Below are 24,680 nucleotides of genomic sequence, written 5' to 3'. Positions count from 1 at the left end.
TCAGGGAAAGCGGCCAGTTGATGACAACCCGGCAAGCCCGGGGCGGTAGCGGGGTACCGCGTCAGGCGAAGCGTCCCGGCATCGCCCGTTCCATCGCCACCCCGCGCGGTGTCGAGCGCAGGCGGCGCTCGCCCATCAGCGTGCGCAGCTCGATCCACAGCGTCAGGGGGATCGGGTGGCAGTCCTGCTCCCACTCCTTGTAGAGGGCGGTCGGTACCCTGACCAGTTCGGCGCAGGCCTGCGGGGTCAGGTCGTGCCGGCGGCGGAAGGCCTTCAGTTCTGTGCCGGCCGGAGGCCGCGGAGCAAGGCCGAGCACTTCGGGGAACCAGGCGGCCAGCAGGGCGCGGGCCCTGTCCTCCAGGCCGAGCTGGGACACGCCGACACCACGCTGCTGCAGTTGCACCATCAGTTGAAAGACCAGCGCCATGTCGGCGGCAACGGCGGGCGAGACTTTCCAGGCGACCAGCGACAGGTCGATGCCGCCCACCTCGCCAGGGTAGAACCAGCCCAGCAGGAATACGGCACAACGGGACGCTTCGAGGGTCAGGCCGTGGCCCACCGTGAACAGGCGGTCCAGTGCCTCCAGCTGTTCCCCGAAGTGCCTGCCGGCGGCTATCGTACCGACGGTCACGGGTGTTCTGCCCAACTGTTCTGCGCTCACTTCAAGCATCGAAACCTCTGCGATATCCGGCATTCCACGCGGGGTGGCTCCCTGTTTCCCGTTCTTGTGCAAGCGCTCTGGACGCTGTGGCGGCACCCACTATCGGCGTTGTCTGCTGACACAACAAGTAACAGTTCCAGCCCTTTTATGGTTAACTGTTCCCCTGATAAGACCGAACAGTGGATGTTCCAGTGAAAGACTTCACGGTGAGCAAGGACGATGACCTTTCCCTGACGCAGCAACTGGTCAATGGCATCTGCCAGTGGGTCGAGGCCCAGCGGATGCGGCCGGGCACGCGCCTGCCGTCGATCCGTCAACTGGCCCGGGAGAAGCAGGTCAGCCATTCGCGGGTCATCGAGGCCTATGACCGGCTGGTATCGATGGGAATCCTCGAATCGCGCCAGGGCAAGGGCTTTTTCCTGACCGAACAGGCCGCCACCGAGAGTGCCGGCGCGCCCGACGAGCAGACGATCAGCGATGCGCATTGGCAGCCGCTGACCCAGTTCTGCAGCAACCGGCTGAACCTGTGCTGCGGCTGGATGCCCGAAGACTGGCGCGAGCCACAGGCCATCGGCTTTGCCATTCGCCAGGTGACCCGGACCGACCTCGACAGCCTGTTCAGCTACGGTACGCCGCTGGGGCTGCCGCTGCTGCGCCAGCAGATCCACAAGCGCCTCGAACGCATGGACGTTCGGGTCGGCCACGAGCAGATCCTCACCACCCAGGGGGTTAGCCACGCCATGGACCTGCTGGTCAGGAGCCTGCTCAAGCCGGGGGACTGCGTGGTGGTCGAATCCCCCGGCTACCCGAATCTGTTCCATCTGCTGCAAGCCAGCGGCATCCGCCTGCTGAGCGTGCCGCGCGAGCAGGACGGGCCGGATATCCGCCAGCTCGAAGCCCTGCTGCAATGCCATCGGCCGCGGTGCCTGTTCATCAACAGCATGTACCACAACCCCACGGGCACCTCGCTGCGTCCGGCGATCGCCCATCGGCTGTTGCAACTGGCGGAAATCCACGACTTCCAGATCGTCGAGGACGATACCTACGCCGACCTGCACAACGGTTCCGGAACACGTCTGGCCAGCCTGGACTCGCAGCACCGGGTGATCTATGTCGCCAGTTTTTCCAAGACCCTCAGCGGCTCGTTGCGGGTCGGTTACCTGGTGTCCAGTGCGCAGCGGGTGCGGCACCTGGCCCAGCTCAAGTCGGTGACGAGCATGGGCACCTCGCGGTTTGTCGAGAGTGTGGTGGCCACGCTGCTGGGCAATGGCGCCTATCGCAAACTGGTGCAACGGCTGCGCGAGCGCCTGGACAAGGCAATGGCCCAGACCCTCAAGCGCCTGGAGGACCATGGCTGGGAAACCTTCGCCGAGCCGGTGGGCGGGATGTTCGTCTGGGCGCGCTGCCCGCCGTTCAGCTTTGCCCGGCTCAATACCCTTGCCGCCGCCTGTGACGTGATGCTGTCCAGCGGCGATGCCTACTACCTGGACGGCCAGCACAGCGACTGGATCCGGATCAATGTCGCCTACGCCGGCGATCCGCGCGCCCTGGCGTTTTTCCAGCGCCTGGCCGCCGAGCGCGATCGGCATCCAGGCGAGGTGATCAGGGCCGCAGGGAGCGGTAGGCTTCCTCGATGAGGTGCAGGCCCTGGCGGATCTGCGCGGGTGACAGGTAGCTGAAGCACAGGCGCACATGGCGCTGCGACTGCGGACCATTGTGCACACCGTGGGACAGGCGCACGTTGCCCAGCGCCCGGGCCTTGTCGATCAGGGCTGCCGGCTCGACATCGTCGGCAATCCTGACCCAGAACGAGAAACCGCCGGTGGGTACCAGGTAGTCCTGCACGCAGAACGTGCAGGACTTCAGCAGGTCGGCCATCAGGTCGCGCCGGGTCCGGTAGTGTTCACGCAGGTCTTCGATGTGCGCCTCGAACGCCTCGTTGCGCAGCAGGCTCAACACCAGGTTGCTGACCAGCGGGCTGACCCCGCCATCGAGCTTGAGTTGCGCCAGGCTGCGGATGACCTCGGGATCTGCCAGCACCCAGCCGACCCGCAATCCCGCCCCGGCGATCTTCGAGCAACTGTGCACGTTGATCACCCCCTGGCCGGCCGGCAGGACCTCCGGGCGCAGGGGCTGATACGGCAGTTCGGCGTAGACCAGGTCCTGGACCAGCGGGACCTGGTGACGGCTGAGCAACCGGGCCACGGCCTGCATGCGTTCGATGGAGAAGCAGCAGCCCGTCGGGTTGTGGAAGACCGGCGAGGTGTAATACAGCGCCACCTTGCCGCTGGCGGTCGTCAAGGCGTGGGCCAGCTCATCGAGGTTGACCCCATCACGGTCCATACCCAACTGGATGATCTTCGCCCCGGCCACCGAAAAGATCCGCAGGGCCCCCAGATAGCTGGGGTCTTCGGTCAGGACGATATCGCCCGGATCGATCAGCAGGTCGGCCAGCAGGGTCAGGGCCTGGGAGGCCCCAGCCGTCACCTGGACCTGCTCCATGGCCACCCCATGGCGCCGGGCAACGGCCTGGCGCAGTTCGGGAAGCCCCAGGGAGTCGGTGTACTGCAGCAGGTCGCCGAGGCCGACGCCGGTCTCCGGCAGTGGCGAGGCCGGCAGTGGGACACCGGCGAAGGTCTGCGGATCGGGCATGCCGATGGCGAAGTTGATGACCTCTTTGGTCGCTGAGTAATCGAACGCGCCGAAGTGGCTGGCGCGTTGACTGCGTGACGAATGCATGGCTTTCTCCTCGGCCTCAGGCGGTGGCGGCGGCGCGGAAACGCTGCTGGTAGGCGCGGACGTAGTGGTCGGGGATCTGCGCCTCGATCATCGGGAACGCCGCTTGCGGCAGCGGTAGCGCCGGCAACGACAGCTTGCCGGTTGCCGGCGTCCAGTCCGGGCCGAAGTACAGCGTTGCGTAGCGCTGGCTCCAGTCCGGGATGAAGGGCGCGAGCATGCCCAGCAGGGCCGATACCTGGCCGGCCTGCCAGCGGGGTGAGGCGAGGGTGATGTCGGCGTTGGCGAGGAACTCGTCGATTGCCCGCAGTGCCTCCCAGAAGGCCAGCCCGTCCATCGCGGCGGTGTAGCGCCCGAGCTGTTCGGCCAGGGACGGCGGCAGGGGTTCGTCGACCACCTCCCGGGCGTCATCGGCATGAGCCCGCAGGGACGCTTCCCAGACGTGCAGCTTGCGCGCAGTGGCCATCAGGCCCTCGAGTTCGAACTCGTTGTCCTGGTTGCCGAAGGGTTTGGCGATGCTCGCCAGGTACAGGCGCAGAATGTTCGGGTCGATCACCCTGGCCACTTCATCGGCCCAGATCACGTGATCGCGGCTGGTGGAGAACTTCGCACCTTCGAGGGTCGAGAAATCCTGGATGCTCTGGTTGTAGGGCGCAGGGAAGCCCCGGCCCAGCAGGCTCGCGGTGACGCCGACGGTGTAGTAGAAGCGGTTGTCCTGGCCCATGAAGAACACCACCCGGGTGTCCGGGCTGGCCATGACCTGCCGGTAGTCGGTGCCTTCGCGTGCGCACAGCCGACGGATGCCGGTGTCGAAGCACCACAGGCCTTCGAACCAGGTCAGCAGGGTTTGTCCGGCCACCTCCTCGCCGTCGCCGAGAACCACGCCACGCTCGAAGTGACGGGACATCGGCAGGGTACGCAGGGCCTCGCGCAGCCAGGTCAGTTCGAGGTCCTTGATGGTTTGCGGCCATTGGCTGTCGGCGATCGCCCGTTGCAGGGTCGGCGCCAGTTTCTCGATATCCAGGTGCGCCTGGCGGATCGGCTTCAGCGTCAGCGGCCCCGAGCAGGGCGCGTGCCGCGGCTGCTGCAGGCGCGCATGGGGTACGGCCAGGCCGCAGTGTTCGCACAGGTTGCTGTCGGTCGGAGCCGAACAGTCCGGGCAGGTACCGCTGGCCAGCGAGTCGGCGGCGAACTCCGCGCAGTGCTCGCAGTACAGTTGCACGCCGTCCTTGATGGTGATGAAACCGTTGTCCTTGAGCGCCCGATAGATGCCCAGGCTGTTCTCGATGTGATCGGCGCTGCTGGTGCGCACGAACTCGTCGGGTTCGATGCCCAGCGCGTTCAGGCAGGCGAGGATCTCGTGGTTGTGCATCCGGGCCACTTCATCGACCGGTCGTTGCAGCTTCTGCGCCTTGACCAGGGTGTAGGTGCCGTGTTCGTCGGAGCCGGTGATGTGGAAGGCGCGATGTCCGGCCAGGCGCTGGAAGCGCACGTAGATATCGGTCAGCAGATAGACGCCGGCGATGTGCCCCAGGTGCAGCTTGCCGTTGGGGCAGGGCGGAGCGGGACAGACGAAATAGGTTTTTTGTGTGTCGGTCATGTTAATCCCACCAGACGGCCAGGAATTTCAGCGGCTGTTGTGAATGTGTATTGCGAATGGAGTGCGCGATATGCGGCTTCATGTAGAAGAGCATGGAACCGGCCACCGGCATCTGCCGTTCCTGCTCCTGGAAGATGCCTTCACCTTCCATCAGCACCCACACCTCATGTTCGTGATGCGAGTGCAGGTCGACCGCGCCACCGGGCTCGACCTCGACGATCGACATGCCGAACGCCGGGCTCAGGGTGGCGGGCAGGTGATCCAGCAGGCGGCAGACCAGTACGCCGTACTCCGGGCGCATCATCTGCGGCTCAATCGGCTTTACATGCATGGTGGCCTCATCCAGTCACTCAGTCGCGGTAGAAGATGCCGTTGGACGGCTTGAGGTTGTCGAGATCGGAAACACGGCCCTCCGGCGGGTTGTAGGCGCGTTTCATGGCGTTGTATTCGTCACGGGTCGGGCCGCCCGTCGAGGCGCGCTGATACACCAGGTACAGGGTGCGGCGGGAGCGATCGCTCTTGTTCGGCAGCGAGTAGTGCGGGGCATAGTCATCGAAGATGAAGATGTCGCCGGCGCGCCAGGGGGTTTCTTCCCAACTGAACTGCTTGGCGACTTCCGGCAGGATCACGCCGCCTTCGTCCATGGGAAACACACCCTGTTTATGCTGGCCGGGGCTGAAGAACAGGCCGCCGTTGCTGGCATCGGCGTCGTCGATGGCGACCGCGACCACGGCATGGACCATCCGCTCCTTGAGCTTGTGCGGGATGTGGTAGATGTCCTGGTGCGGGCGGAAACCCCCGCTGTCCGGGTACTTGAAGATCAGCAGTTCCTTGAGGCGGCGGGTCTTTTCATCGAGCAGGTGTTCGACGGTGCGGGTGATGCGCTCGTCCTGCAGCAGCACCTGCTGCAGGCCTGGGTGGAACTCGATGAAGTTCTCGACCTTGGAGGTGATGCGCTCGCCCTTGTCGGTCTTCTCGAACCACATCATCCAGCGATCGTCGCTGATGTCCCAGCGGCTGACTTCGTTGGTGAATTCGCAAAGCCGCGCCACGTCCTCGGGCGGGAAAAACCCTTCCAGCCTGATATAGCCTTCTTCGTGCCACTGGTTTTTTTGAGCTTCAGACAACATCAACGCTACTCCTTTACGTGTGATTGACCAGTTTTCAAACCGCCAGCATCTTGCTGGCGCGGGTGCTCGCCATCAGGACCAGGTTGGCCAGCGCGGCCACCAGCAGGCACGCCAGGACCCAATCGACACCCCAACGGCTCATGATCGCGCCGCCGATCGAAGGGAACCCGAACAGCCCGATGAAGTAACCCAGGGTGAAGACCTGCGAGGTGACCGCCGGCGACAGCCCGTTGGCTTCCGCCTCGTTGACCGCCAGGCTGTTGAGCGTGGAGTAGCTCAGGCCATAGCCGATGGCGAAGACCACCGTTGCCAGCAGGTAGATCAGCGTGCTGCCGTCGTTGAGCAGGAACAGCCCGAGCGACACGCTGGTGAACAGGAACAGGCCGATCGCCAGGCGTTGCAACGGCAGGCGGCCGATCGAGCGGGCCACCGAGAAGCGCAGCAGCACGCTGGTGAGGGTGAAGGTGATGAAGAAGTTGTCCGCCTTGAGCTGGCGGATCTGCGCGTAGCTGGCCTGGTAGGTGGACAGGCCGGAGAAGATGCAGGCGCCCAGCACGATCATCGCGATCGGCAGGGCGGCCCGGCTGCCGAGCAGGGCCTTGAGGTCGACGATGCGCAGCGAGACCTGCCGGGTCGCGGCTTTCGGCAGGTCGGTCATGGCCCGGCCCGCCAGCACGACGCACACGGCCGACACCAGGCAGGCGATACCCAGCAGCACGTAGAACAGGCTGTAGCTGGCACTGGCCTTGACCACCAGATGGCCCAGCGGCGTGGTCAGGCCGAGCCCGGCCATCTGGGCCCCGGACATGATCGTGAAGTACTGCAGGCGGGCGGCAGGGCGCAGGTGATGGATGATCTGCAAGGGCGCCAGGATGTAGAACACCGACCAGCCCACGCCCAGCAACAGCCCGCCCGGATACGCCGCGCCCGGCAGCAGCGGCACGCAGGCGAAGGCGAGCATCGCCAGGGCCATGGCGGCGCAGGCGACGGTGATGCTGCCCATCACCCCGATGCGCTGCGCCGTCCAGCCGGCCAGGCAGCAGCACAGGATGGTGGTGATCATCCCGGTGGAGATCACCCGGCCGATCGTGGCGTTGTCGAACCCCAGCGATTGCAGGTATTCCGGCAGCAGGAAGCTCGAACCGTAGGCCCCGGCGATGATCACGCCCGCGATCAGGAACGGCAGGAAGGCGGCTGACGGCAGCCGGTCGGGCAATGGCTCGGTGGATTCGGGCATGGCGCGGTGCTCTGGCGGTGTGGGCGGCAACTCAGTACTGCACGAGGCTGAGGGCGTGTCGGGGCTCCAGGTGACGGGCTGGCGCTTCGGGCAGTGCATCGAGATGGCTGAACATCGGCGTGTCCGGTTCGGCCTGGAAGTATTCGTAACCGAGCAGGTCGTTGAGGATGCGGCTGTTGCGGTAGGCCACCATCGACAGGTTCACCGACTGCAGGCCGTGCTGGACGAGGCTGCGATTCTGCAAATAAACAGCCCCGGCATCGGCGTGGCGAATTGCACGCAGTAGTTGGCGTCGATCAGCGGCAGCCCGCCATCGCGCCGGGCCTTGGCCAGCAGCGCATCGACATAGGGTTGCGGGCAGGGTTGGAAGCCGGTGGCGAGAATGACCCGGTCGACCACGAGGGTGCGCTGGCTCCCGCTGCTCAGTGACCTGAGCCGCGCGCGCCAGCGCCGGCCATCCGGTTCGAGCCCATCGAGCACGGCGGCTTGCAGGATATCGATGGGAGGGCGTGGCTCCTGGCCGACACGGCGTTCGTAGAGCTGCTCGTACAGCCGGTTGCACAGGTCTGCCGAGATGCCGTCGCTGGTCAGCCGTTCCTGCTGCACCGCGTGGCTGCGCTGGGCCATGGGCAGGTTCTGGAAACGCTGGTTGTAGGCGGGGCAGAAGGCCTCGTTGACGAACGCGTTGTCGTCCATGGCGAACAGGTTCGAGCGCGACGTGACCCAGGTGAAACCACCCAGCGCTGGTGTGCCCAGCAGTTGCTCGACGGTTTCGGCGCCGCTCTGACCGCCGCCGACCACCAGCACGTGCTCGCCGGGGCGCAAGGCTTCGCGATGAAGGAAGTCCGCCACGTGATAGATGGAGTCACCCAGCCAGGGGCGGGCGCATTCGGGCACGCGCGGGCTGATCCCGACACCGATGGCGACGGCCCTGGCGTGGTAGCTCTGCTCGGCAGTGACGACCGTGTAGCCGTCATTGCATTCGACGACATCCAGCACTTCCTGGGCGAACCTCAGGTTGGAGAGCTGCCGGGCGACCCAGCCGTAGTAGTCGGCAAATTCCTTGCGGGAAGTGCAGGCACCGCCCTTGTTGATGAAGCTGTAGAGCCGGCGATGCTCGGCGAGGTAGTTGAGGAAGGAATAGCGGCTGGTCGGCGCGGCCAGGGTGACGCAGTCCTTGAGCGGGGAAACCTGCAGCTGGCCATTGGATACGAGCATCCCGGGGTGCCACGCAAAGGCGTCCCGCTTGTCCAGGAACAGGGTGTCCAGGCCGGTCGGTTCCGCCAATGCGGCGAGACTGAGGTTGAAGGGACCGATGCCGATACCGATGAGGTCGTATGTTTTCATTAATTGCTCGCCGCCCTGCGAATCAATGGTGAATGCATCCGGCCGTCCTGTCCTGACGGGCCTGCCGATTGGCCTGACGCTCCTGTACGTTGCGGTTGGCCGTGGGGTATCAGCCAATGCGAATGTAGGATATATCCGACATTTTGGCGTTGCAAGCGGCGCCGTGCACTTTTCATTCTGGGTGGATGAGAGGGGGTTAGAGCAGCTCGGCCAGGGGATAGCCGACCGCGTTCGCCAGGCGGTCCATCATGTCGATGGTGACGTTGTGCTTGCCTTGCTCGATGTCCGAGAGGGTGCTGCGCTGCACGCCGGAGCGGTTCATCACGTCCGCCTGAGTCAAGCCGGCGGCCCGGCGAGCCTGCTTGAATTTCTGGGCGAAGCGCAGGCGGGCTGGTGACGCGCCTTCGACCGAGCGGCGCAGGGGTTCATCCGTCATGGGAGTCTCGCGGGCAGGTATGTGAGTCAGGTCTGCCGGCGCGGGGCTTCGACCTGAGGCCTAGGCCGATCATGGTATCAATACTGGTGCCCATGCGGGGCGCGGATCGCCCTGGCGGGGGAAATCCAGGGACAGCCCTCGACCGCGCCGGCTTCAGCCAGGTGAAACCACTCCCGTCAGTCGGAGTTCCCCGCACCCCTGGCCATGCTGGAGAACACTCCATCCCGGTAGATCCAGGCATGTACCAGGGCCGCCGAGAGATGCCCGATCACGACGAAGTACAGCAACCAGGCCAGCCAGCCGTGGGCATCGCGCAGCCAGGCATAGGAAACAGGGTTGGCCGGGATGATCGCGGGCAGGTTGAACCCTTCGATCAGCACGATCGGGTAGCCACCGGCGGACAGCAGCGCCCAGCCCAGCAGCGGCAGCCCGAGCATCAGCGCATACAGCAGGGCATGCGAGGCGAGCGCCGCCCGCTGTTGCCAACGGGGCAGGCTGGCCGGCAGGGGCGGTGGCGGATGACGCCAGCGGTTGGCCAGGCGAATGACGGCCAGGACCAGGATGGCGATGCCGAGCGGCCGGTGCAGGTCGATCAGCCAGATCCGATAGGTCAGGGACGTGGTCATGCCCACACCAATGAACAGCATGGCGAGGACCATGCAGGCCATCAGCCAGTGCAGCCATCGCGCAAGGCGGTTGAAAGCGTGATTGTGCCCGGTCATGTTCACTTTACCTCCTGTTTGCCGATGGCTTCGCTGGCCTGGCCATGACCGATCTCGCCCAGCCGCAGGTTGAACGAGTGCGAATAGGCGCCTGAGCGGGCACTGAGCACGGGGTCATTCGAGGGCTCGATGCCCGCCGGCACGATCGACGGGTCATAGTTGACGTCGCGGCAGGCGCCCGTGGCCTGGTCGGTGACCTGGGTGACTTCCAGGGTGCCGGCCACGACTTGCCTGCGCTGCGCCGGCCAGGGCTGCGAGGGATCGTCGACCGGGTCGCCAGGCTCTGCCAGTTGCAGCACCAGGTCCCAGTAGAGCGGCTGCTGCGCCAGCTTCTGGCGCAGGTCGTCGAACAGGAAGTCATGGGCTGCCGAGGGTTTCTGCTCGTTGGGCAGCGGCTGGAAGGGCAGGCGTGAACGCATCGACCAGCGAACCGCCTGCCGTTGCCCCTGGGCGTCGACCAGCTCGAAGGCATTGATGCCGAAGAATTCCACCCCGGCAAAACTGCCGGGCGCCGGGGCCTTTGCTCGCCAGGCGAGGAATTTCTCCGCCTCCGGGTACTGTTTCAGAAACGCCGCCAGGCGCTGCGGGTTTGGCTGGCCGGTCGCCGGGTCGGCGGCGGTCGCCTTGAGCAGGGCGCTGAACCCTTCGGCGTCGCGTGTGGCGAAGTACGGCTGGTTGTTCAGCGCCATGCGCCATTGCTGCTGGTCGTCGGTGGTCAGCAGCAGCGCCATGCTGACCGTGCCGGTCGAATTGTCGGCGGCGTGCGGGTTGCCCGCACCGATCGAGAAGCGGCCGATGACGGGCACTGGCGATTGGCTGAACGCCCGCGCTGTCGACAGGGTGTGCGCTTCCCGGCTGCTGCTGAACGTCCCGGCAAAGCACATGCCCTTGCCATGGGCGCGGCGAAATCCGGGAGGAAAGGAGGGCGGTGTTCCGACCAGGCCCTTGCTGGTCGGGCGTGTGCCGATCCAGCCGGCGGTCCAGGCGAACGCGGCGGTCAGCGTCGCGGCAATTCCGATGATCGCGACGGACGCCAGCCAGGTGCGTTTCGAGTTGATCTGCAGTTTTGACATCGCTCGTTCCATTGCTCTGGGGGCGGATGTACCGGAGCCGGCCTGGATAAAGGGTTCGATCCAGGGCCGGTTCCAGCGTTCCAGGGAACGATGATATAGAGCTGTTACGTGATCGGGGCCTCGCAAGAGTTAACATTTTCGTGAAGGTTTTCATGAACATGCCAGGGGGCTCCGCGGTTTCGGGAGCCCCCTGGATGGCATTCGGCAGTTGCGTGCGCCGTGCCTCAGTAACGAATCATCACCGACTTGAGCTCGGTGTAGTCCTCGATGAAGGCATCGCCGAATTCGCGCCCGATGCCGGAAGCCTTGCTGCCGCCAAACGGCACCGCCGGGTCGAGCAGGGTGTGCATGTTCACCCACACCGTGCCGGCGTTGATGGCCGGTATCATGCGCATGGCCTTGCCCAGGTCCTGGGTCCAGAGGCTGGCGCTGAGGCCGTAGGGCGTGTTGTTCATCAGCTCCAGCAGCTCTTGCTCGGTGTCATAGGGGAGGAAGGTGGCGATCGGGCCGAAGGTTTCCTCGTTGAGCAGGGTGTCGTTGACGCTGTTGGCGAGGATCACGGTCGGCTCGACATAGCAGCCGGGCCGCTCGATCAGCTTGCCGCCGTGGATGATGTGGTTGTTCTCGGCCCGGGCCCTGGCGAAGAACCCTTCGAGCTTGAGCAGGTGCTGGCGGTTGGTGACCGGGCCGAACTCGGTGCGCTCATCCAGGGGCGAGCCGATGTTCAGCCGGCTCAGGCGCTGGGACAGCTTGTCCATGATCGGCTCGATCTGCGAGCGGTGGACGAAGAAACGCTCGGCGGCGGCGCAGATCTGTCCGGAATGCAGGAAACCGGCCTCGATGATGCCGTCGACCGCCTTGTCCAGGTCGACGTCGCGCAGGAAACCGGCGGAGTTCTTGCCGCCCAGTTCCAGGGTGGCGCGGGTCAGGTTGGCGCCCATGGCAGTCTGGCCCACCGCGATGCCGGTCGGTACCGAGCCGGTGAACGACACCTTGTCGGTGCCGGGGTGTTCGATCAGGCCCTTGCCGACCGGCCCGCCACCGCTCAGCACGTTCAGCGCGCCCGCCGGCAGGCCGGCTTCGATCGCCAGTTCGGCGATGCGCAGGATGGTCAGCGGGGTGAACTCGCTGGGCTTGATGATGATGCTGCAACCGGTCACCAGTGCCGAGGCGAGTTTCCAGATGGCGATCATGGTCGAGAAATTCCACGGCACGATGCCCACCACCACGCCGACCGGCTCACGCAGGGTGAAGGCGCTGTAGCGCTCGCCGGCGAAGGAGGGCAGCGACGGGGTGATGGTCTGGCCGCTGATCTTGCTGGCCCAGCCCGCGTAGTAGCGCAGGAAGTGGGCCGCCTGGTCCACTTCGAAGGCGCGCGCCACCTGGATGATCTTGCCCGACTGCAGGGTTTCGATCTGGGCCAGTTCCTCGCGGTGGCGCTCCAGCAGGTCGGCCAGTTTCAGCAGCACGTGGCCGCGCACCGCGGGGGCGGTCTGCGACCACTGCCGGAAACCGCGGCGGGCCGAGTCCACGGCGGCATCGATGTCGGCCTGGCCGGCATCGGCCACCCGGGCAATCACCTGGTCGGTGGCCGGGTTGATCACCTCCAGCGTGCGGCTGGAGTGGCTCGGGACGGCAGCACCGTCGATGAACAGGGCAGGGCTTCGACGCAGAAAGGCTTCGACTTGGGGCAGCAGCGCGATATCGCTCATGGGTTTTCCTGAGGGAGGCAGCGGAAAAGCCCGAGGGTATTCAAGGAGCGCCGGGTTGGCTTGACTGTGGCTGCCCGGCCGCTTGACTGTGGCTGCCGGGCGCCTGGGCAGCGGTGCAGGCCGCTCCCGGAAGGGGGATCAGAACGGTACGGCGACAGTGACCTGGCTGTAGACGTTGGTGCCGTTGCCACCGACCTGGTTGCCGCCGTTGCTGGCGTCCTTGTCCGGCTTGTACAGGCCCAGCAGCGGGGTGACGATCAGGTGTTCATTCACCGCCCATTCGGCATACAGGTCCAGCTCGCGGCCGTCCAGGTTCAGGGCATCCTGCTTGTGCAGGGTCTTGTAATCGAAGAACAGCACGCCGACGGTCACCGGCTCCACCGGCTTGACCTTGAGCGCCACATGCTGGATCGCCGTGTTGCTGTTGAACGGTCCGGCATAGTTGCCGGTCACCTCGCCCTGGAACCAGGTGCCGTAGCCCCGGCTGAGGCCGTTGAACATCGAGTCCCAGTTCCTGGAGTAGCGGCTGTAGCGGTAGGTCAGGTCCGGCGACCAGGGCAGGTCGGCGAAGGTGTAGCCGGCTTCGGTGTACCAGGCTTTTTCCGTACGGACATCCTTGTCCTGCCAGGCGTATTCGAAGCCGAAGTGCGCGTGTTCGATGCCGGCGTTGCCGGCGCCGCGCAGGCTGTAGATGTCCATGCCTTCGCGTTCCTTCTGGAAGGCGCTGGCATAACGATCGTCGACACTGATGCCATGGAGGTAGGTCAACCCCAGGGTGCCGGGAGCGGCGGTGTATTCCAGGGTGCCGGCCGCCATCTCGGTGTTGGCCTGGGCGCGGTTGTCGGACTTGAACCACATCACGCTGCCATGCACACCGTCCTTGCCGCCCAGGCGCAGGACGGCCGTCTGGTCGAACGCATGGCGCGCCGCCAGGTAGTAGGCGCCGCCGCGGTTGAGTTTGCCGTCGGCCGGGCCCTTGCCGAAGTTCAGGCCGTCATCGTTGATGATGAAACCGTCACCGAGGGTGATGATCTGGCGCCCGAACGACACATCCACGCCGTCCTTGCCGAGCACCGGGAACAGGTCGCCCGAGCGCCAGCCGGCGAAGGCCTCGTCGAATTTCGTCGTGCGCTCGGTGCCATCGCTCAGGCCGGCCGCGTCGCCGTCGCCCCAGGTCGCGGAGCTGACCAGGTTGGCCGTGCCATAGGCGCTGCCCAGGTTGCCCAGGGTCTGGTCAATGCTCAGGCCGTACTTGATGAACCCTTCACGCCAGCTGGAACCGCCGGTGGTACCGTCGTAGTTCTTGCGGCTGTTGAACATCCCGTAGACTGCCAGGAAGTTGCCGGTGACCTTGGTGTCGCCATCGGCATACAGCTCGAAGGCCCCGGCCGACGAGTTGACGAACAGCAGCGTCATACCCAGGCCGATGGCCTTGGACAGCGCCCGCGTTTTCAGTGTTTGCTCCATTATTGTTTTCCCCGGTCGTGTTGGACAGCTCAGTAGAACGAGTGCGCATTAGGACGACCGGGAACGGCAAAGTCTTTCACCTGCGTGCCAGATAATTGATCCTGTCAGCCAGGCGTCGAGCCCTGGCAGGCAGCAACAAAACCGCCGGCAGACAGGGGCAAGACGGTCGCGGTGGGCGGGGCGCACAGTGCCTGGGTACACGGCGCCGTTTGCTCAGGGACAGGCAGGGAGGAGTAATCGCCGACTCCTCGAACGGTTCGCGAAATCCATAAAATAACAATCCGCTTCGAGGATCTGCACCATGTCGATCAACGACAGACTCACCGAGCACCTCAAACGTGGCACGGTCGGTTTTCCCACCGCGCTAGCCAGCACCATCGGCCTGATCATGGCCAGCCCGGTCATTCTCACCGCGACCATGGGCTTCGGCATTGGCGGCAGTACCTTCGCGGTGGCGATCCTGATCGCCGTGGTGATGATGCTGGCCCAGGCGACCACCTTCGCCGAGGCCGCCTCGGTGCTGCCGACCACCGGTTCGGTCTACGACTACATCAACTGCGGCATGGGCCGTTTCTTCGCCATCACCGGGACCCTGTCGGCCTACCTGATCGTCCATGTCTTCGCCGGCACCGCGGAAACCATCCTGTCCGGGGTCATGGCGCTGGTGAATTTCGAGCACCTCAACACCCTGGCCGAGTCGGCCGGCGGCTCCTGGTTGCTGGGGGTGGGCTTCGTCATCGTCTTCGGTGTTCTCAATGCCTTCGGCGTCAGCGTGTTCGGCAAGGCCGAGATCATCCTGACCTTCGGCATGTGGACCACCCTGATGGTGTTCGGTGTGCTGGGCCTGATCGCCGCACCGGCGGTACAGCTCGACGGCTGGTTCGGCGCATCGCTGGTGGGCACCGACCCGGTCACGGTGCTGTCGCTGGTGGGCATGGCGATGTTCATGTTCGTCGGCTGCGAATTCGTCACGCCGCTGGCACCGGACCTGCGCAATTCGGCCAGGGTCATGCCCCGGGCGATGATCCTCGGCTTGCTCGGCGTCGCCACCTGCATGTTCATCTATGGCGCGGCCATGAAGCGCCAGGTGGAAAACGTGCTGCTCGATGCCACCGCCGGGGTGCACCTGCTGGATACGCCGATGGCGATTCCACGTTTCGCCGAGCAGGTGATGGGGCATGTCGGCCCGCTGTGGCTGGGGCTGGGCTTCCTGTTCGCCGGCGCGGCGACGATCAATACGCTGATGGCCGGGGTGCCACGGATTCTCTACGGCATGGCGGTCGACGGTGCCTTGCCCAAGGTCTTCACCTACCTGCACCCGCGCTTCAAGACGCCACTGCTGTGCATCCTGGTGGCGATGCTGATTCCCTGCCTGCACGCGCTGTACCTGGGCGGCAATACCGACAACATCATGCACCTGGTGCTGGCCGCGGTGTGTGCCTGGAGCTTCGCCTACCTGCTGGTGACGCTGTCGGTGGTGATCCTGCGCATCCGCCGTCCCGACCTGCCGCGGGCCTATCGTTCGCCGCTGTTCCCGCTGCCGCAGATCGTCTCCAGCGCCGGGATCCTGCTGGGCATGTGGTTCATCACGCCACCGGGCATGAACCCGGCGGACATCTACATCCCGTTCGGCGTGATGCTCGCGGGTACCGCGGCCTATGCGCTGTTCTGGACGCTGGTGGTACAGCGCGTCAACCCATTCAAGCCGGCGTCGGTCGAAGACGTGCTGGCCAAGGAGTTCGCCCATGAACCGGGGCACCCGCACAACGGCTACGCCGACCATGCTGCAAAAGCTGTCTGAGCTGTTCGGCGCCAATCGTGCGCCGACCGGCTACCGGCCGGGAGTCACCCTGGAGCACCTGCGCCGCAATCTGGCGGTGGCCGGTTTCGCGCAGAGCGGGCCGAGCTCGGCGCAGATCACGCTGGATGATGGCTTGCAACTGGAAGTGGTCGAGCGCACCGAGTCGCAGTTGTTCATGCACCTGGTCATGACCGAGTTCGTGCTCAGGGTACCCGCCTTGAGTGAGGGCACGGCCCGTTTCGAACTGCACCATGGCGGGGCGATTCGGCGCACGGCTGTTCGCTGCCGGCAGCGCTCCGGCGAGCGTTCGCTGCTGGTCGCACTCGAGGCCGGGTTGCAGCCGGGCAGTGCCCTGTACCAGGCGCTGATGCCGCTGGACTTCAAGCGCCTGCGCATCGACCTGGCGCAGGGGCAGTGGTGCGTACGCCTGGAACACATGGGCGGCAGCGAGGTGGTCAACCGGATGCCGGCCTTTCGTCGGTACATCGCCCTGAGCCGCGAGCAGCGCGCCAGCCTGTTCGCGGCCCTGGCCGGGTTGCAACGGTTGTTGCGAACGCTGTGAGAAAAAGACCGACCTGGCACCTTTAGTGCTTGTACAGGGGGCACTCACGTACTTGTTGCGCCTATATAGATAACATGTTAACTATTGCGCAACAAAAACAAGAAGCCACTGTGGAGAGCCCCATGAGCATCCATCAATCCGTGCCAGACGGTCTGGAAACCTGGAACCGCGACCTGCGTGCCGCCTGTGGTCATTTCGACACGGAGCTGGCCTGCCACCGTGCGCTGTTCATCGGCGAGGTGTCCGAGTTTTCCCGAGGGGGTCTGCCGCTGGCGACCTTGCGCACCAATGCCGGGCTGATCAGGCGTGATCGGCCCAATGCCGATCATGACAACGAGCAGGATTGCTTCCTGGTCAGCCAGCGTGGCGGCTATTGCCAGATCACCCAGTACGGCCAGAGCATCCGCCTGGCGCCCGGTGACCTGCTGCTGATGGATTCGGCAGGGGCGATCGAGATCAGCCCGTTCGGCCTGATCGAACATGTTTCGCTGTCGTTGTCCCGCCACGAGGTGTGCCGACAGCTCGGCGGCCAGTCGCGGACCTTCGGCAAGATCTCCTCGAGCAAGGCCTGCGGGCGGATGCTGCACGTGCTGGTCGACCAGTTGTGCAAGGACACCTCGGTGGGCGCCGGCGTGGCCGCTGAGGGCGAGGCCCTGCAGTCGGCCTTCGTGTCGTTGCTCGGTTCGGCGTTCGAGGAAGACCAGGACCCGGGGGAGGAGGCCACGCCACTGCAGGGCAGCAGCCTGCGCAGCTATGTGCAGAAGGTCATCGACGAGTCCCTGAGCCAGCCCGGCCTGAGTCCCGCAGGCCTGGCCAACCGCCTGAACATTTCGGTACGGCACCTGTACCGCCTGTTCGAGGAACAGGACGACAGCGTCTGCCGCTACATCCAGCGGGCGCGGCTCAAGCGCAGTGCCGATGACCTGACCAACCCGTTGCTGCGCAGTGAGTCGATCACCTCGATCGCCTACAAGTGGGGGGTCACCGATTCGGCGCACTTCAGCCGTTCGTTCAAGAAGCAGTTCGAGCTGTCGCCCAAGGATTTTCGTTCCAGCCATCTGCAGCAGGCGTTGGGCGCGGCGTGACTGGGCGGGCGTAAAAAAGGGGCCAGTTGGCCCTTTCCTGTTTCTGCAAGCGCCTGATCACACCTCCGGCAAGGTCGCCCCGCCATCGACCACCAGCGTCTGCCCGGTGATGTAGCCCGCCAGGTCCGAGGCCAGGAACAGCATGGCCGCGGCAATGTCCGCCGCCTGGCCCAGCCGCCCCAGCGGCACCCGGCTGGCGATCGCCGCGCTCTGTTGTGCATCGCCCAGGTTGTCCATGGCCGGCGTGGCGATCATGCCCGGTTCGACCCCGTTGACCCGGACATTGTCGGCAGCCAGTTCCAGCGCCGCATTACGGATGAAACCATTGACGCCGGCCTTGGACGCCGCGTAGTGGCTCAGCCCCGGATAGGCCACCCGCGGGCCGGTGACCGAGGAGGTGACCAGTACGCAGCCACGGCCCTGGCGCCGGAACAGCGGCAGCGCCGCCTGGGTCAGCCAGAACAGCGCCGAGAGGTTGACCGCCAGGGTGCGTTCGAGCATCGCCGGCGTGATTTCGGCGAACGGCGTCAGCGGGAAGTACCCGGCGTTGTGCACCAGGATGTCCAACTGCTCCAGTTTTGCGACCAGCTCGAACACTGCGCTGGCATTCGCCAGGTCAACGTACAAGGCTTCGACCCGACAGCCCCTGGCCTGCCACTCGTCGGCCAGTTCCCGGGCCTGAGGCAGGCGCAGGTCGGCGATCACCACGTGGGCGCCACGCAGGGCGAAGGCTTCGACGATCGCCCGGCCGATGCCCTGGGCCCCGCCGGTGACCAGCACATGGCGGCCGCTGAAATCCAGGTCTTCAGGCATGGGCGGGCTCCTTGTGGGCAAAAGCCAGGGTCGGCACGTCGACGATGCTCGACCCGCCGTCGGCGACCAGCGTCGCCCCGGTGATGATCGAGGCGTCGTCGGACGCGAGGAAACGGCAGACCCTGGCGATTTCCTCGGCACTGGCCGGGCGGCGCAGCGGTACGTCGGCGCAGACCCGGGCATAGGCCTGCTGCAGGGTTTCGCCGTGCCGGTCCATCAGCGGCTGCATTTCCTCATCGGCCATGGGCGTACGCACCCAGCCCGGGCATACGGCGTTCACCCGCACGCCGTGGGGCCCATAGTCCCTGGCCAGCGAGCGGTTGAGGCCGAGCAGGGCATGTTTGGCCGTGGTGTAGCCACACACCTCCGGGCCCGCCGCCAGGGAGGCGATCGAGCCGATCAGGACGATGTTGCCAGCCGTTTCCTGTAGCAGGGGCAGGCAGGCCCGGGCGCTGTAGAAGGCGCTGTCGAGGTTGCTGCGCAGCGCCGCCTGCCAGCCTTCCGGGGTGGTCTCGGTGGCGCTGCCCAGGCCGTGGCCGCCGGCACAGGCCAGCAGCACATCGAGGCGGGCATAGCGCTGGCGGATGCGGGCGATGAAGTCGTCCCAGGCATCCGGGCAGGCGGCATCGCCGACCAGCACCAGGCCACCGGTTTGCCTGGCGACCTGTTCCAGCGGTTCGCGCCGCCTGCCGATCAGCACCAGGTTGTCGCCCTGCGCGGCGTACAGCCGGGCACAGGCCGCGCCGATGCCGGTTCCGGCACCGGTGATGACGAGGGTCCGTGGTTCAGGCATCGGGGTACTCCGTGCGGTTCAGGACCTGGCAGTAGGAACTGACCGGGAAGTTCGACAGCTCGTCGAAGGAGGCGCCGGCATAACCGAAGATCTTGCCGTCGCTGCGGTGCTGTTGCAGGTCGATCAAGACCAGGCCGAGGGTCGGGACGATCTTTTCGCGCCAGACGAACAGGTAGAGTTGATCGGCGATCTTGTAGTAATGGCAGCGATCGGTATCGCACAGGCCCTTTTCCACGCCTTCCAGGCACTGCCAGGTGTAGAACCGGTCGTTGAGATAGATGTGTTCGTAGACTTCGCTCGGGCTGTAGCGGTAATGGTTGCGCAGGCCGCTCAGTTCGTTGGTCGGGGCGTGGGGGCAGTGGCCCTCCCGCCAGGGGCGGTCGAGGCTGCCATGCAGGAACTCGGCCTCGACCGTGGTCAGGTCCTTGCCGGCCAGGGCGCGGCTGTAGAGTCCTTCGCGCGTCTGCTCGGCGCTCGGCATGCGGCCGATCACGGCGGTGAAGGCGGCGTTGTCGGTGTCGAGCACCAGGCTGATCGACCAGGCCTGGCCGCTTTCGTGCTTGATGAAATCCACCAGGTACAGGCCGGGGCGTACGGAGGTTGCCCGATAGTTCGCGGTGCCGCTGGAGTGACCGTCGGCGGCGTTCCAGGACAGGGTTTCGCGCTCGAAGCGGTGCTCGATCTGCCAGCCATTGGCGAAGTGCAGGGTGAAGGCCCTGCCTTGCAGGTCGGCCAGATTCGGCAGGATGAAGGCTTGCGGGGCGAAGCCGTCGGCCAGGGCGCCAACGGTGATCCAGTCTTTATTGTTTGCGGTCATGATGAAGCTCCGGTTGCTTGGATGGACCTGCCGGATCATGCCGCTGGCGGCTTTGCCCGCCTATCAACCGGATGGTTGAGGTGGGCTAGAAAAAGAGGTGGACCACCAGTTCGGTGCGGCTGCTGGCACCGGTCTTGCGAAACAGGTTGATCAGGTGGGTCTTGATGGTCGCCAGGCTGACCTCCAGCTCCTGGGCCAGTTGCTTGTTGCTGGCGCCCTGGCGCAGCAGGTGGGCGATCTGGCGCTCCCTGGGGGTCAGGTCGAGCAGCGGGTCCTCGCAGGGCTGCAGGTTGGCGACCGCCAGTTGCAGCAGTGATTGCAGGGCCTGGAGTCGAGCCAGTTGTTCGGTGTCGAAGGGCCCCAGGTCGGCCGTACGCAGCAGCGAGATCGCGGCCTGGGGGTGGCCGGCGCGATGGGCGAGGATCTCCACCACGTCGACGATACCGTGGCGCCGCAGAAAGTCGGCATAGCGCTGGTTGTCGCGTCTGGGTTGGCGCGTCATGGCCAGCCCGATAGGCACCACGGCCAGCCCGCTGGACAGGCAGTTGCGCGGTTGCAGGGGATCGAACTGACGGTAGTGGTCGAGGTAGTCGCGGTGCATCTCGCCTGTCATGCCCAGCAGGCGGAAATCACGGGCCTGCAGGTCGCGGTCGACGCGGTAGAAGGCGGCGCGACTGGCCGGGACCAGTTGCGTGAAGGCGCCCAGGCAATGCTGGGCGACTTCCTGGAGGGGAATGCTGTGCATGCGCGCCCGGCCTCGTCGGTGGGCTGCCGGTGGGGCCGGCAGCCGGGTTGGTCAGGCGACTGCGAAGTAGTGCTTGACGAAGCTTTCGCTGACCACTTCCCAGAGCACCGGGGTGCCCTTGGTCACGAACCAGCTGTCACCGGCCTTGTAGCGGGTGCTCTGGCCGCTGTTCTCGTCGGTCAGGATCACTTCGCCGGTCACCACGGTGGCCTGTTCGGCGAACGGATAGACCATGCGGAACTTGCCCTGGGTGGTACCGAAGTAGGCGCTGCTGACCGGGTCGGTCGGGGCGCCGAAGGTCATCTTGCCGAAGGCGCGCACTTCGCCTTCGAGGATCTGCGAGCCGAGGTCGGCGACGGTGCCCCAGGCATCGAGCTCGGACAGTTGGACATCTTTCTTCACGGTGGTAAGGGTCATGGCAGTTGCTCCTGATGAGTGGAAATGAAAGGGAAGGGCGCCTTGGCCATCAGCGGCGCCCGTTCCAGTAGCCCGAGAGTTGGTGCCAGGACTTGCCGCCGGTCAGCAGCAGTGGACGAATCACGTCCTTGCCGATGATGGTCGGGCGCGGGATCGAGCTGACCAGGTCGTAGCGCGCCGAGCCTTCGCTCATGCCCTCGGCCAGCACCTTGCAGATGATGTGGCTCGGGGTCACGCCGAAACCGGAGTAGCCCTGGACGTAGAAGGCGTTGCGCCGGCCCGGCAATGTGCCGATCTGCGGGAACAGGTTCGGGCTGCAGGCCATCGGGCCGCCCCAGGCCAGGTCGATCTTCACGTCCTTGAGGTAGGGGAAGATCTTCAGCATCAGGTTGCGGTTCCAGGCCTTGAGGTCGCGCGGGATGTGCTCGACCAGCGGGGTGGCTGCGCCGAACAGCAGGCGGTTCTCGTTGGTGACGCGGTAGTAGTCGATCACCGGGCGAATGTCGCTGTAGGCGCCGCGGATCGGGCTGATGCGGTTGATCAGTTCCTCCGACAGCGGCTCGGTCATCATCTGGAAGGCGTAGGTGTTGATGGTCGAGCGATGCAGTTCCGGTTCCAGCTTGTTGAGGAAGCTGTCGCAGGCCCACAGCAGCTTGCTGGCCTTGACCGAGCCGCGTCCGGTGCGCACGGTGATCTGCTCGCCGTAGCGCACTTCCAGGGCCGGGCTGTTCTCGAAAATCCGCGCGCCATGGCCGACCAGCGCCTTGGCCTCGCCGAGCAGCAGGTTCAGCGAGTGCACGTGACCGCCGCCCATGTGCAGCAGGGCGCTGCTGTAGGCATCGGAGCCGATGATCTGCTTGACCTCGGAGCCCGCCAGGAAGCGGATCTCGTGCTGGCTGTTGATCGACTTGAAGTCCTTCTCCCAGGCGCGCAGGGTCTTTTCCTGGCGGGCATTGAAACCCATGTAGCCGTAGCCGTGGCAGAAGTCGGCATCGATATCGTACTTGGCGATGCGGTTCTTGATGATGTCGGCGCCCAGGTCGCTGATCTCGAAGATCCGCCGCAGGCCGTCTTCGCCCACGTCTTTCTTGATCTTTTCCAGGTCGTGACCGATCCCGGCCATGATCTGCCCACCGTTGCGCCCGGTGCCGCCAAAGCCCAGGTAGCGCGCTTCCAGCACGACGATGTTGGTGATGCCTTTTTCGGCGAGCTCCAGGGCCGTGTTGATGCCGGAGAAACCGCCGCCGATAACGACAACGTCGGCTTCCACATCCTGTTCCAGGGTCGGGAAACTGAGGTTGTATTTCTTGGTGGCCGTGTAGTAGGTGGGCGTTTCGATAGTGATCATGGCGCAGCCTGAAAAAGTGAAGGAAAGCTCAAGGCAGGGAGTCCGGGAGACTCTGTCGTCGATGACGTCCATTAAGAGCCCTGGCGCGGCGGATGTCTTGATTCTCTGTGCCGGTTTTTTTGATTCAGCGCGCCAGGGCGGGCAAGGCCGTCCCGGGACCGCCCCACGCTCAGGTGGAAATGGAGGGTCAACTCAAGACATGATGGCTGAAGGAGGGCGTTGGGCAAGTGCTGTGGCCGGGGCGTGTTTCGAAACACAGGCGGGGAAGGGGTGGGACGGACAATGGCGCGCACCTGAGGCGCTTCTTTGCGGGGTCAGGGGTGACCGGTGTTTCAACCGGCCACCCGGCACAGGGGCGATACGACCTTAACCCCCTGAACCGCCGCCCGCGCCGCCACCGGCACCACCGCCAGCCGCGCCACCGGATGCTCCGCCAGAGGCGCCCCGGAACCAGAACCGGTCCCGCCGCTGCCGCCGTTGCCCGCACCGCCGTCGCCTTCGCCACCGCTGGTGTTGCCGGAGCCCGGGTTGGTGCTGCTGCCACTGGCATTACCGCCGTTGCCGCTTTGCGAACTGCCCGGATAGGAGCCTGGCGGCAGGGCTGAACCTGACCCGGTCGAGCCCGGCGTCGATGAGGAGGCACCGTTGCCGGTGTTGCCCATGGTGCCGTTCGTTCCCGTGCCGGTGGTACCGGCGGCGAGGACTGCCGTGCTGAAGGCGCAGACCAGGCCGGCTGCTGTCAGAAGTCTTGCGATGGATGATTTCATCGGATTTTCCTCGTGCAAGAATGGATCGTGTTTCCGGCGTCCCGTGCCGTCATTCCTCTCGCGCAGGCGGCCTGGCCGACGGGGGTGGGGGCAATCGTGTCGTCCCTGATGTTTGGAAGAAGGCGAGGAAGGCTAAGTTTGAATAATCTGGGAAAAGGACGACGAATGGCGTGGGTAGGGAGCTGATATGAAAGTGGGCGTGATTTCCGATACCCATGGGCTGCTGCGTCCCGAGGCCATTGCCGCCTTGCAGGGCTGTGAGCGGATCATTCACGCCGGTGACATCGGCAAACCCGAGGTGCTCGAACGACTGTCCGCCATCGCTCCGCTGTTCGTCGTGCGGGGCAACAACGACCAGAACCTGCCCTGGGCCGGGCATCTGCCTGACGTTCTGCGCCTGGACCTGGACGGCTGGCTGACCCTGCTGGTTCATGACCTTGCCGATGTGCCGGCCCTGTTGGATGAGACGATCAGGGTCGTGATCACCGGCCACTCGCACAAGCCGCTGAGCCAATGGCGCGGCGAATGCCTGTACCTGAACCCGGGCAGTGCCGGGCCGCGACGTTTCAAGCTGCCAGTGACGCTGGCGCTGCTGGACGTGCAGGGGGCGTCGATCGAGTCTCGGTTGGTGTTGTTGCTGGAGTGAAGTCCCTCACGCGGCGCGGGCGTTTGCGTACTCTTCAACCAGCTTGTCCAGAAAGATAAACAGCGTCTGGTTCATCTCTTCCCAGTCGTTCGCCCGCAGGGCCGCCGGCTGCTGGACGAAGCGGCGATCGAGGAGGGTGGCCAGTTCGCGCTCGGAAGCGGCGATCAGCAGCTCGACGACCTCACGGGTGAATTCCATGTGGCACTGGAAGCCATAGACGAGCTTGCTGTATTCGACAATCTGGCGGGGGCAGCCTTCGCTGGTCGCGATGATCGTCGCGTCGGCGGTCAGGCCGGGCATGTCGTTGTGCCAATGGCCCACCTGCAGGACGTCGCCGAAGTGGGCGAACTTGGCGTTGGCCTTGCCCGCGTCGGTCAGGCGGATCGGGAATTTGCCGATTTCCTTTTCCGGGCTGTGCTCGAACCGGGCGCCCAGCGCCTCACCGATGAGCTGGGAGCCCAGGCAGATGCCGACGACCGCTTTACCCGAGTCGATCGCCTGGCCGATCAGGCGGCATTCGGCGGCCGCATCGAAGTGCGGGCATTGTTCGAGGGTGGTGGCCGGGTCCTGGGGGCCGCCGAGGATCACCAGCAGGTCGATCGCGTCCGCATTGGCCGGCAGTGCCTGGTTGGCGTACACGCGGGAGTAGCTGGCGGCATGGCCTCGTTCCCTGACCCAGGTTTCATAGGCACCCGGTGCCTCGAACGCTTCGTGAACGATGAAGTGGACTTTCATGGGAGGTTCTCTTGAGTGGCAGGAGCGCAA

General features: G+C 65.3%; 26 protein-coding genes. 5 read left to right on the top strand and 21 right to left on the bottom strand.

Translation table 11 applies throughout. The features are described from left to right. Window positions 1-61: 61 nt before the first annotated feature. On the bottom strand, window positions 62-670 hold the full coding sequence (locus ACZ5KU_RS19145) for a DUF7673 family protein (RefSeq protein ID WP_152973063.1): 609 nt from the start codon (window positions 668-670) through the stop codon (window positions 62-64). A 182-nt stretch (window positions 671-852) separates the two neighbouring features. Between ACZ5KU_RS19145 and ACZ5KU_RS19140 the strand changes: the two genes are divergently transcribed. Continuing rightward, window positions 853-2,298 (top strand): aminotransferase-like domain-containing protein, encoded by a 1,446-nt coding sequence (locus tag ACZ5KU_RS19140; RefSeq protein ID WP_464736029.1) that lies wholly within the window; start codon window positions 853-855, stop codon window positions 2,296-2,298. On the opposite strand, the gene ACZ5KU_RS19135 is transcribed toward ACZ5KU_RS19140, so the two are convergent. From ACZ5KU_RS19135 to ACZ5KU_RS19080, 12 genes are all read right to left on the bottom strand, one after another. Further along, window positions 2,264-3,400 (bottom strand): aminotransferase-like domain-containing protein, encoded by a 1,137-nt coding sequence (locus ACZ5KU_RS19135; protein ID WP_054063657.1) that lies wholly within the window; start codon window positions 3,398-3,400, stop codon window positions 2,264-2,266. The genes ACZ5KU_RS19140 and ACZ5KU_RS19135 overlap by 35 nt on opposite strands. A 16-nt stretch (window positions 3,401-3,416) precedes the next feature. Beyond that, complete coding sequence (locus tag ACZ5KU_RS19130; protein ID WP_081005906.1) at window positions 3,417-4,997, bottom strand: class I tRNA ligase family protein; 1,581 nt, start codon at window positions 4,995-4,997, stop codon at window positions 3,417-3,419. A gap of 1 nt (window position 4,998) precedes the next feature. Then, window positions 4,999-5,328 (bottom strand): cupin domain-containing protein, encoded by a 330-nt coding sequence (locus tag ACZ5KU_RS19125; protein WP_054057528.1) that lies wholly within the window; start codon window positions 5,326-5,328, stop codon window positions 4,999-5,001. A gap of 19 nt (window positions 5,329-5,347) precedes the next feature. Further along, the gene (locus tag ACZ5KU_RS19120; RefSeq protein ID WP_054057527.1) at window positions 5,348-6,127 is read right to left on the bottom strand and encodes a phytanoyl-CoA dioxygenase family protein; all 780 of its coding nucleotides are present in this window, start codon (window positions 6,125-6,127) and stop codon (window positions 5,348-5,350) included. 34 nt (window positions 6,128-6,161) lie between these two features. Continuing rightward, on the bottom strand, window positions 6,162-7,364 hold the full coding sequence (locus ACZ5KU_RS19115; RefSeq protein ID WP_416769424.1) for an MFS transporter: 1,203 nt from the start codon (window positions 7,362-7,364) through the stop codon (window positions 6,162-6,164). A gap of 31 nt (window positions 7,365-7,395) precedes the next feature. Then, the gene (locus ACZ5KU_RS19110; RefSeq protein WP_464736028.1) at window positions 7,396-7,608 is read right to left on the bottom strand and encodes a hypothetical protein; all 213 of its coding nucleotides are present in this window, start codon (window positions 7,606-7,608) and stop codon (window positions 7,396-7,398) included. Next, entirely contained in the window at window positions 7,566-8,711 is a 1,146-nt protein-coding gene (locus ACZ5KU_RS19105) for a lysine N(6)-hydroxylase/L-ornithine N(5)-oxygenase family protein (RefSeq protein ID WP_464736027.1), read from the bottom strand. Before ACZ5KU_RS19105 ends, ACZ5KU_RS19110 begins: the two co-directional genes overlap by 43 nt. A 196-nt stretch (window positions 8,712-8,907) precedes the next feature. Further along, window positions 8,908-9,147 carry a helix-turn-helix domain-containing protein gene (locus ACZ5KU_RS19100; protein WP_054057524.1) on the bottom strand — a complete coding sequence of 80 codons (240 nt, stop codon included), beginning with the start codon at window positions 9,145-9,147 and terminating at the stop codon, window positions 8,908-8,910. 176 nt (window positions 9,148-9,323) lie between these two features. Then, window positions 9,324-9,869, bottom strand: coding sequence for a cytochrome b (locus ACZ5KU_RS19095; protein ID WP_054063660.1), 546 nt, complete (start codon window positions 9,867-9,869; stop codon window positions 9,324-9,326). A 2-nt stretch (window positions 9,870-9,871) separates the two neighbouring features. Beyond that, entirely contained in the window at window positions 9,872-10,942 is a 1,071-nt protein-coding gene (locus ACZ5KU_RS19090; protein WP_464736026.1) for a catalase family peroxidase, read from the bottom strand. Window positions 10,943-11,166: 224 nt separating this feature from the next. Further along, complete coding sequence (locus ACZ5KU_RS19085; RefSeq protein WP_464736025.1) at window positions 11,167-12,654, bottom strand: aldehyde dehydrogenase family protein; 1,488 nt, start codon at window positions 12,652-12,654, stop codon at window positions 11,167-11,169. 138 nt (window positions 12,655-12,792) lie between these two features. Beyond that, complete coding sequence (locus tag ACZ5KU_RS19080; RefSeq protein WP_464736024.1) at window positions 12,793-14,121, bottom strand: alginate export family protein; 1,329 nt, start codon at window positions 14,119-14,121, stop codon at window positions 12,793-12,795. A 301-nt stretch (window positions 14,122-14,422) separates the two neighbouring features. Here ACZ5KU_RS19080 and ACZ5KU_RS19075 point away from each other — a divergent pair, with 301 nt between their 5' ends. The 3 genes from ACZ5KU_RS19075 to feaR all read left to right on the top strand — a co-directional run bounded on the left by ACZ5KU_RS19075 (window position 14,423) and on the right by feaR (window position 17,569). After that, window positions 14,423-15,922, top strand: coding sequence for an APC family permease (locus ACZ5KU_RS19075; RefSeq protein ID WP_054057519.1), 1,500 nt, complete (start codon window positions 14,423-14,425; stop codon window positions 15,920-15,922). Then, on the top strand, window positions 15,903-16,484 hold the full coding sequence (locus ACZ5KU_RS19070) for a DUF3156 family protein (protein WP_464737422.1): 582 nt from the start codon (window positions 15,903-15,905) through the stop codon (window positions 16,482-16,484). Before ACZ5KU_RS19075 ends, ACZ5KU_RS19070 begins: the two co-directional genes overlap by 20 nt. A 122-nt stretch (window positions 16,485-16,606) precedes the next feature. Next, the gene (gene feaR, locus ACZ5KU_RS19065; protein ID WP_464736023.1) at window positions 16,607-17,569 is read left to right on the top strand and encodes a transcriptional regulator FeaR; all 963 of its coding nucleotides are present in this window, start codon (window positions 16,607-16,609) and stop codon (window positions 17,567-17,569) included. 57 nt (window positions 17,570-17,626) lie between these two features. On the opposite strand, the gene ACZ5KU_RS19060 is transcribed toward feaR, so the two are convergent. From ACZ5KU_RS19060 to ACZ5KU_RS19030, 7 genes are all read right to left on the bottom strand, one after another. Beyond that, a complete protein-coding gene (locus ACZ5KU_RS19060; RefSeq protein ID WP_054057540.1) occupies window positions 17,627-18,382 on the bottom strand; it encodes an SDR family oxidoreductase in 756 nt (251 codons plus the stop codon). Then, entirely contained in the window at window positions 18,375-19,175 is an 801-nt protein-coding gene (locus ACZ5KU_RS19055; RefSeq protein ID WP_054063664.1) for an SDR family NAD(P)-dependent oxidoreductase, read from the bottom strand. The genes ACZ5KU_RS19060 and ACZ5KU_RS19055 overlap by 8 nt, the downstream gene beginning before the upstream one ends. Continuing rightward, window positions 19,168-19,992, bottom strand: a complete 825-nt coding sequence (locus ACZ5KU_RS19050; protein ID WP_464736022.1) for a molybdenum cofactor biosynthesis F family protein — start codon at window positions 19,990-19,992, stop codon at window positions 19,168-19,170. Before ACZ5KU_RS19050 ends, ACZ5KU_RS19055 begins: the two co-directional genes overlap by 8 nt. A gap of 85 nt (window positions 19,993-20,077) precedes the next feature. After that, window positions 20,078-20,737, bottom strand: coding sequence for a helix-turn-helix transcriptional regulator (locus ACZ5KU_RS19045; RefSeq protein WP_464736021.1), 660 nt, complete (start codon window positions 20,735-20,737; stop codon window positions 20,078-20,080). A 51-nt stretch (window positions 20,738-20,788) separates the two neighbouring features. Further along, window positions 20,789-21,154 carry a cupin domain-containing protein gene (locus tag ACZ5KU_RS19040; RefSeq protein ID WP_054060869.1) on the bottom strand — a complete coding sequence of 122 codons (366 nt, stop codon included), beginning with the start codon at window positions 21,152-21,154 and terminating at the stop codon, window positions 20,789-20,791. Window positions 21,155-21,203: 49 nt separating this feature from the next. Further along, entirely contained in the window at window positions 21,204-22,502 is a 1,299-nt protein-coding gene (locus tag ACZ5KU_RS19035; RefSeq protein ID WP_054060868.1) for an NAD(P)/FAD-dependent oxidoreductase, read from the bottom strand. Between the two features lie 332 nt (window positions 22,503-22,834). Further along, window positions 22,835-23,269 (bottom strand): hypothetical protein, encoded by a 435-nt coding sequence (locus ACZ5KU_RS19030; protein WP_464736020.1) that lies wholly within the window; start codon window positions 23,267-23,269, stop codon window positions 22,835-22,837. A 187-nt stretch (window positions 23,270-23,456) separates the two neighbouring features. On the opposite strand from ACZ5KU_RS19030, the gene ACZ5KU_RS19025 reads away from it, so the two are divergent. Continuing rightward, complete coding sequence (locus ACZ5KU_RS19025; protein WP_464736019.1) at window positions 23,457-23,915, top strand: metallophosphoesterase family protein; 459 nt, start codon at window positions 23,457-23,459, stop codon at window positions 23,913-23,915. 6 nt (window positions 23,916-23,921) lie between these two features. On the opposite strand, the gene ACZ5KU_RS19020 is transcribed toward ACZ5KU_RS19025, so the two are convergent. Beyond that, window positions 23,922-24,650, bottom strand: coding sequence for a type 1 glutamine amidotransferase (locus ACZ5KU_RS19020; protein ID WP_464736018.1), 729 nt, complete (start codon window positions 24,648-24,650; stop codon window positions 23,922-23,924). Between the last annotated feature and the right edge of the window lie 30 nt (window positions 24,651-24,680).

The sequence above is a fragment of the Pseudomonas sp. Tof1 genome, from assembly GCF_055390395.1.
Note: the sequence above shows the minus strand (reverse complement) of the source record. Positions and strands in the feature narration are given on the sequence as shown.

What these genes read in the sequence shown, in the direction of transcription:
- ACZ5KU_RS19035 (WP_054060868.1), bottom strand. Translation starts at nt 22,502, where the DNA reads ATGATCACTATCGAAACGCCCACCTACTACACGGCCACCAAGAAATAC.
- ACZ5KU_RS19105 (WP_464736027.1), bottom strand. Translation starts at nt 8,711, where the DNA reads ATGAAAACATACGACCTCATCGGTATCGGCATCGGTCCCTTCAACCTC.
- ACZ5KU_RS19090 (WP_464736026.1), bottom strand. Translation starts at nt 10,942, where the DNA reads ATGTCAAAACTGCAGATCAACTCGAAACGCACCTGGCTGGCGTCCGTC.
- ACZ5KU_RS19025 (WP_464736019.1), top strand. Translation starts at nt 23,457, where the DNA reads ATGAAAGTGGGCGTGATTTCCGATACCCATGGGCTGCTGCGTCCCGAG.
- ACZ5KU_RS19145 (WP_152973063.1), bottom strand. Translation starts at nt 670, where the DNA reads ATGCTTGAAGTGAGCGCAGAACAGTTGGGCAGAACACCCGTGACCGTC.
- ACZ5KU_RS19055 (WP_054063664.1), bottom strand. Translation starts at nt 19,175, where the DNA reads ATGCCTGAACCACGGACCCTCGTCATCACCGGTGCCGGAACCGGCATC.
- ACZ5KU_RS19040 (WP_054060869.1), bottom strand. Translation starts at nt 21,154, where the DNA reads ATGACCCTTACCACCGTGAAGAAAGATGTCCAACTGTCCGAGCTCGAT.
- ACZ5KU_RS19020 (WP_464736018.1), bottom strand. Translation starts at nt 24,650, where the DNA reads ATGAAAGTCCACTTCATCGTTCACGAAGCGTTCGAGGCACCGGGTGCC.
- ACZ5KU_RS19085 (WP_464736025.1), bottom strand. Translation starts at nt 12,654, where the DNA reads ATGAGCGATATCGCGCTGCTGCCCCAAGTCGAAGCCTTTCTGCGTCGA.
- ACZ5KU_RS19115 (WP_416769424.1), bottom strand. Translation starts at nt 7,364, where the DNA reads ATGCCCGAATCCACCGAGCCATTGCCCGACCGGCTGCCGTCAGCCGCC.
- ACZ5KU_RS19120 (WP_054057527.1), bottom strand. Translation starts at nt 6,127, where the DNA reads ATGTTGTCTGAAGCTCAAAAAAACCAGTGGCACGAAGAAGGCTATATC.
- ACZ5KU_RS19075 (WP_054057519.1), top strand. Translation starts at nt 14,423, where the DNA reads ATGTCGATCAACGACAGACTCACCGAGCACCTCAAACGTGGCACGGTC.
- ACZ5KU_RS19050 (WP_464736022.1), bottom strand. Translation starts at nt 19,992, where the DNA reads ATGACCGCAAACAATAAAGACTGGATCACCGTTGGCGCCCTGGCCGAC.
- ACZ5KU_RS19125 (WP_054057528.1), bottom strand. Translation starts at nt 5,328, where the DNA reads ATGCATGTAAAGCCGATTGAGCCGCAGATGATGCGCCCGGAGTACGGC.
- feaR (WP_464736023.1), top strand. Translation starts at nt 16,607, where the DNA reads ATGAGCATCCATCAATCCGTGCCAGACGGTCTGGAAACCTGGAACCGC.
- ACZ5KU_RS19030 (WP_464736020.1), bottom strand. Translation starts at nt 23,269, where the DNA reads ATGAAATCATCCATCGCAAGACTTCTGACAGCAGCCGGCCTGGTCTGC.
- ACZ5KU_RS19045 (WP_464736021.1), bottom strand. Translation starts at nt 20,737, where the DNA reads ATGCACAGCATTCCCCTCCAGGAAGTCGCCCAGCATTGCCTGGGCGCC.
- ACZ5KU_RS19080 (WP_464736024.1), bottom strand. Translation starts at nt 14,121, where the DNA reads ATGGAGCAAACACTGAAAACGCGGGCGCTGTCCAAGGCCATCGGCCTG.
- ACZ5KU_RS19130 (WP_081005906.1), bottom strand. Translation starts at nt 4,997, where the DNA reads ATGACCGACACACAAAAAACCTATTTCGTCTGTCCCGCTCCGCCCTGC.
- ACZ5KU_RS19100 (WP_054057524.1), bottom strand. Translation starts at nt 9,147, where the DNA reads ATGACGGATGAACCCCTGCGCCGCTCGGTCGAAGGCGCGTCACCAGCC.
- ACZ5KU_RS19070 (WP_464737422.1), top strand. Translation starts at nt 15,903, where the DNA reads ATGCTGCAAAAGCTGTCTGAGCTGTTCGGCGCCAATCGTGCGCCGACC.
- ACZ5KU_RS19135 (WP_054063657.1), bottom strand. Translation starts at nt 3,400, where the DNA reads ATGCATTCGTCACGCAGTCAACGCGCCAGCCACTTCGGCGCGTTCGAT.
- ACZ5KU_RS19060 (WP_054057540.1), bottom strand. Translation starts at nt 18,382, where the DNA reads ATGCCTGAAGACCTGGATTTCAGCGGCCGCCATGTGCTGGTCACCGGC.
- ACZ5KU_RS19095 (WP_054063660.1), bottom strand. Translation starts at nt 9,869, where the DNA reads ATGACCGGGCACAATCACGCTTTCAACCGCCTTGCGCGATGGCTGCAC.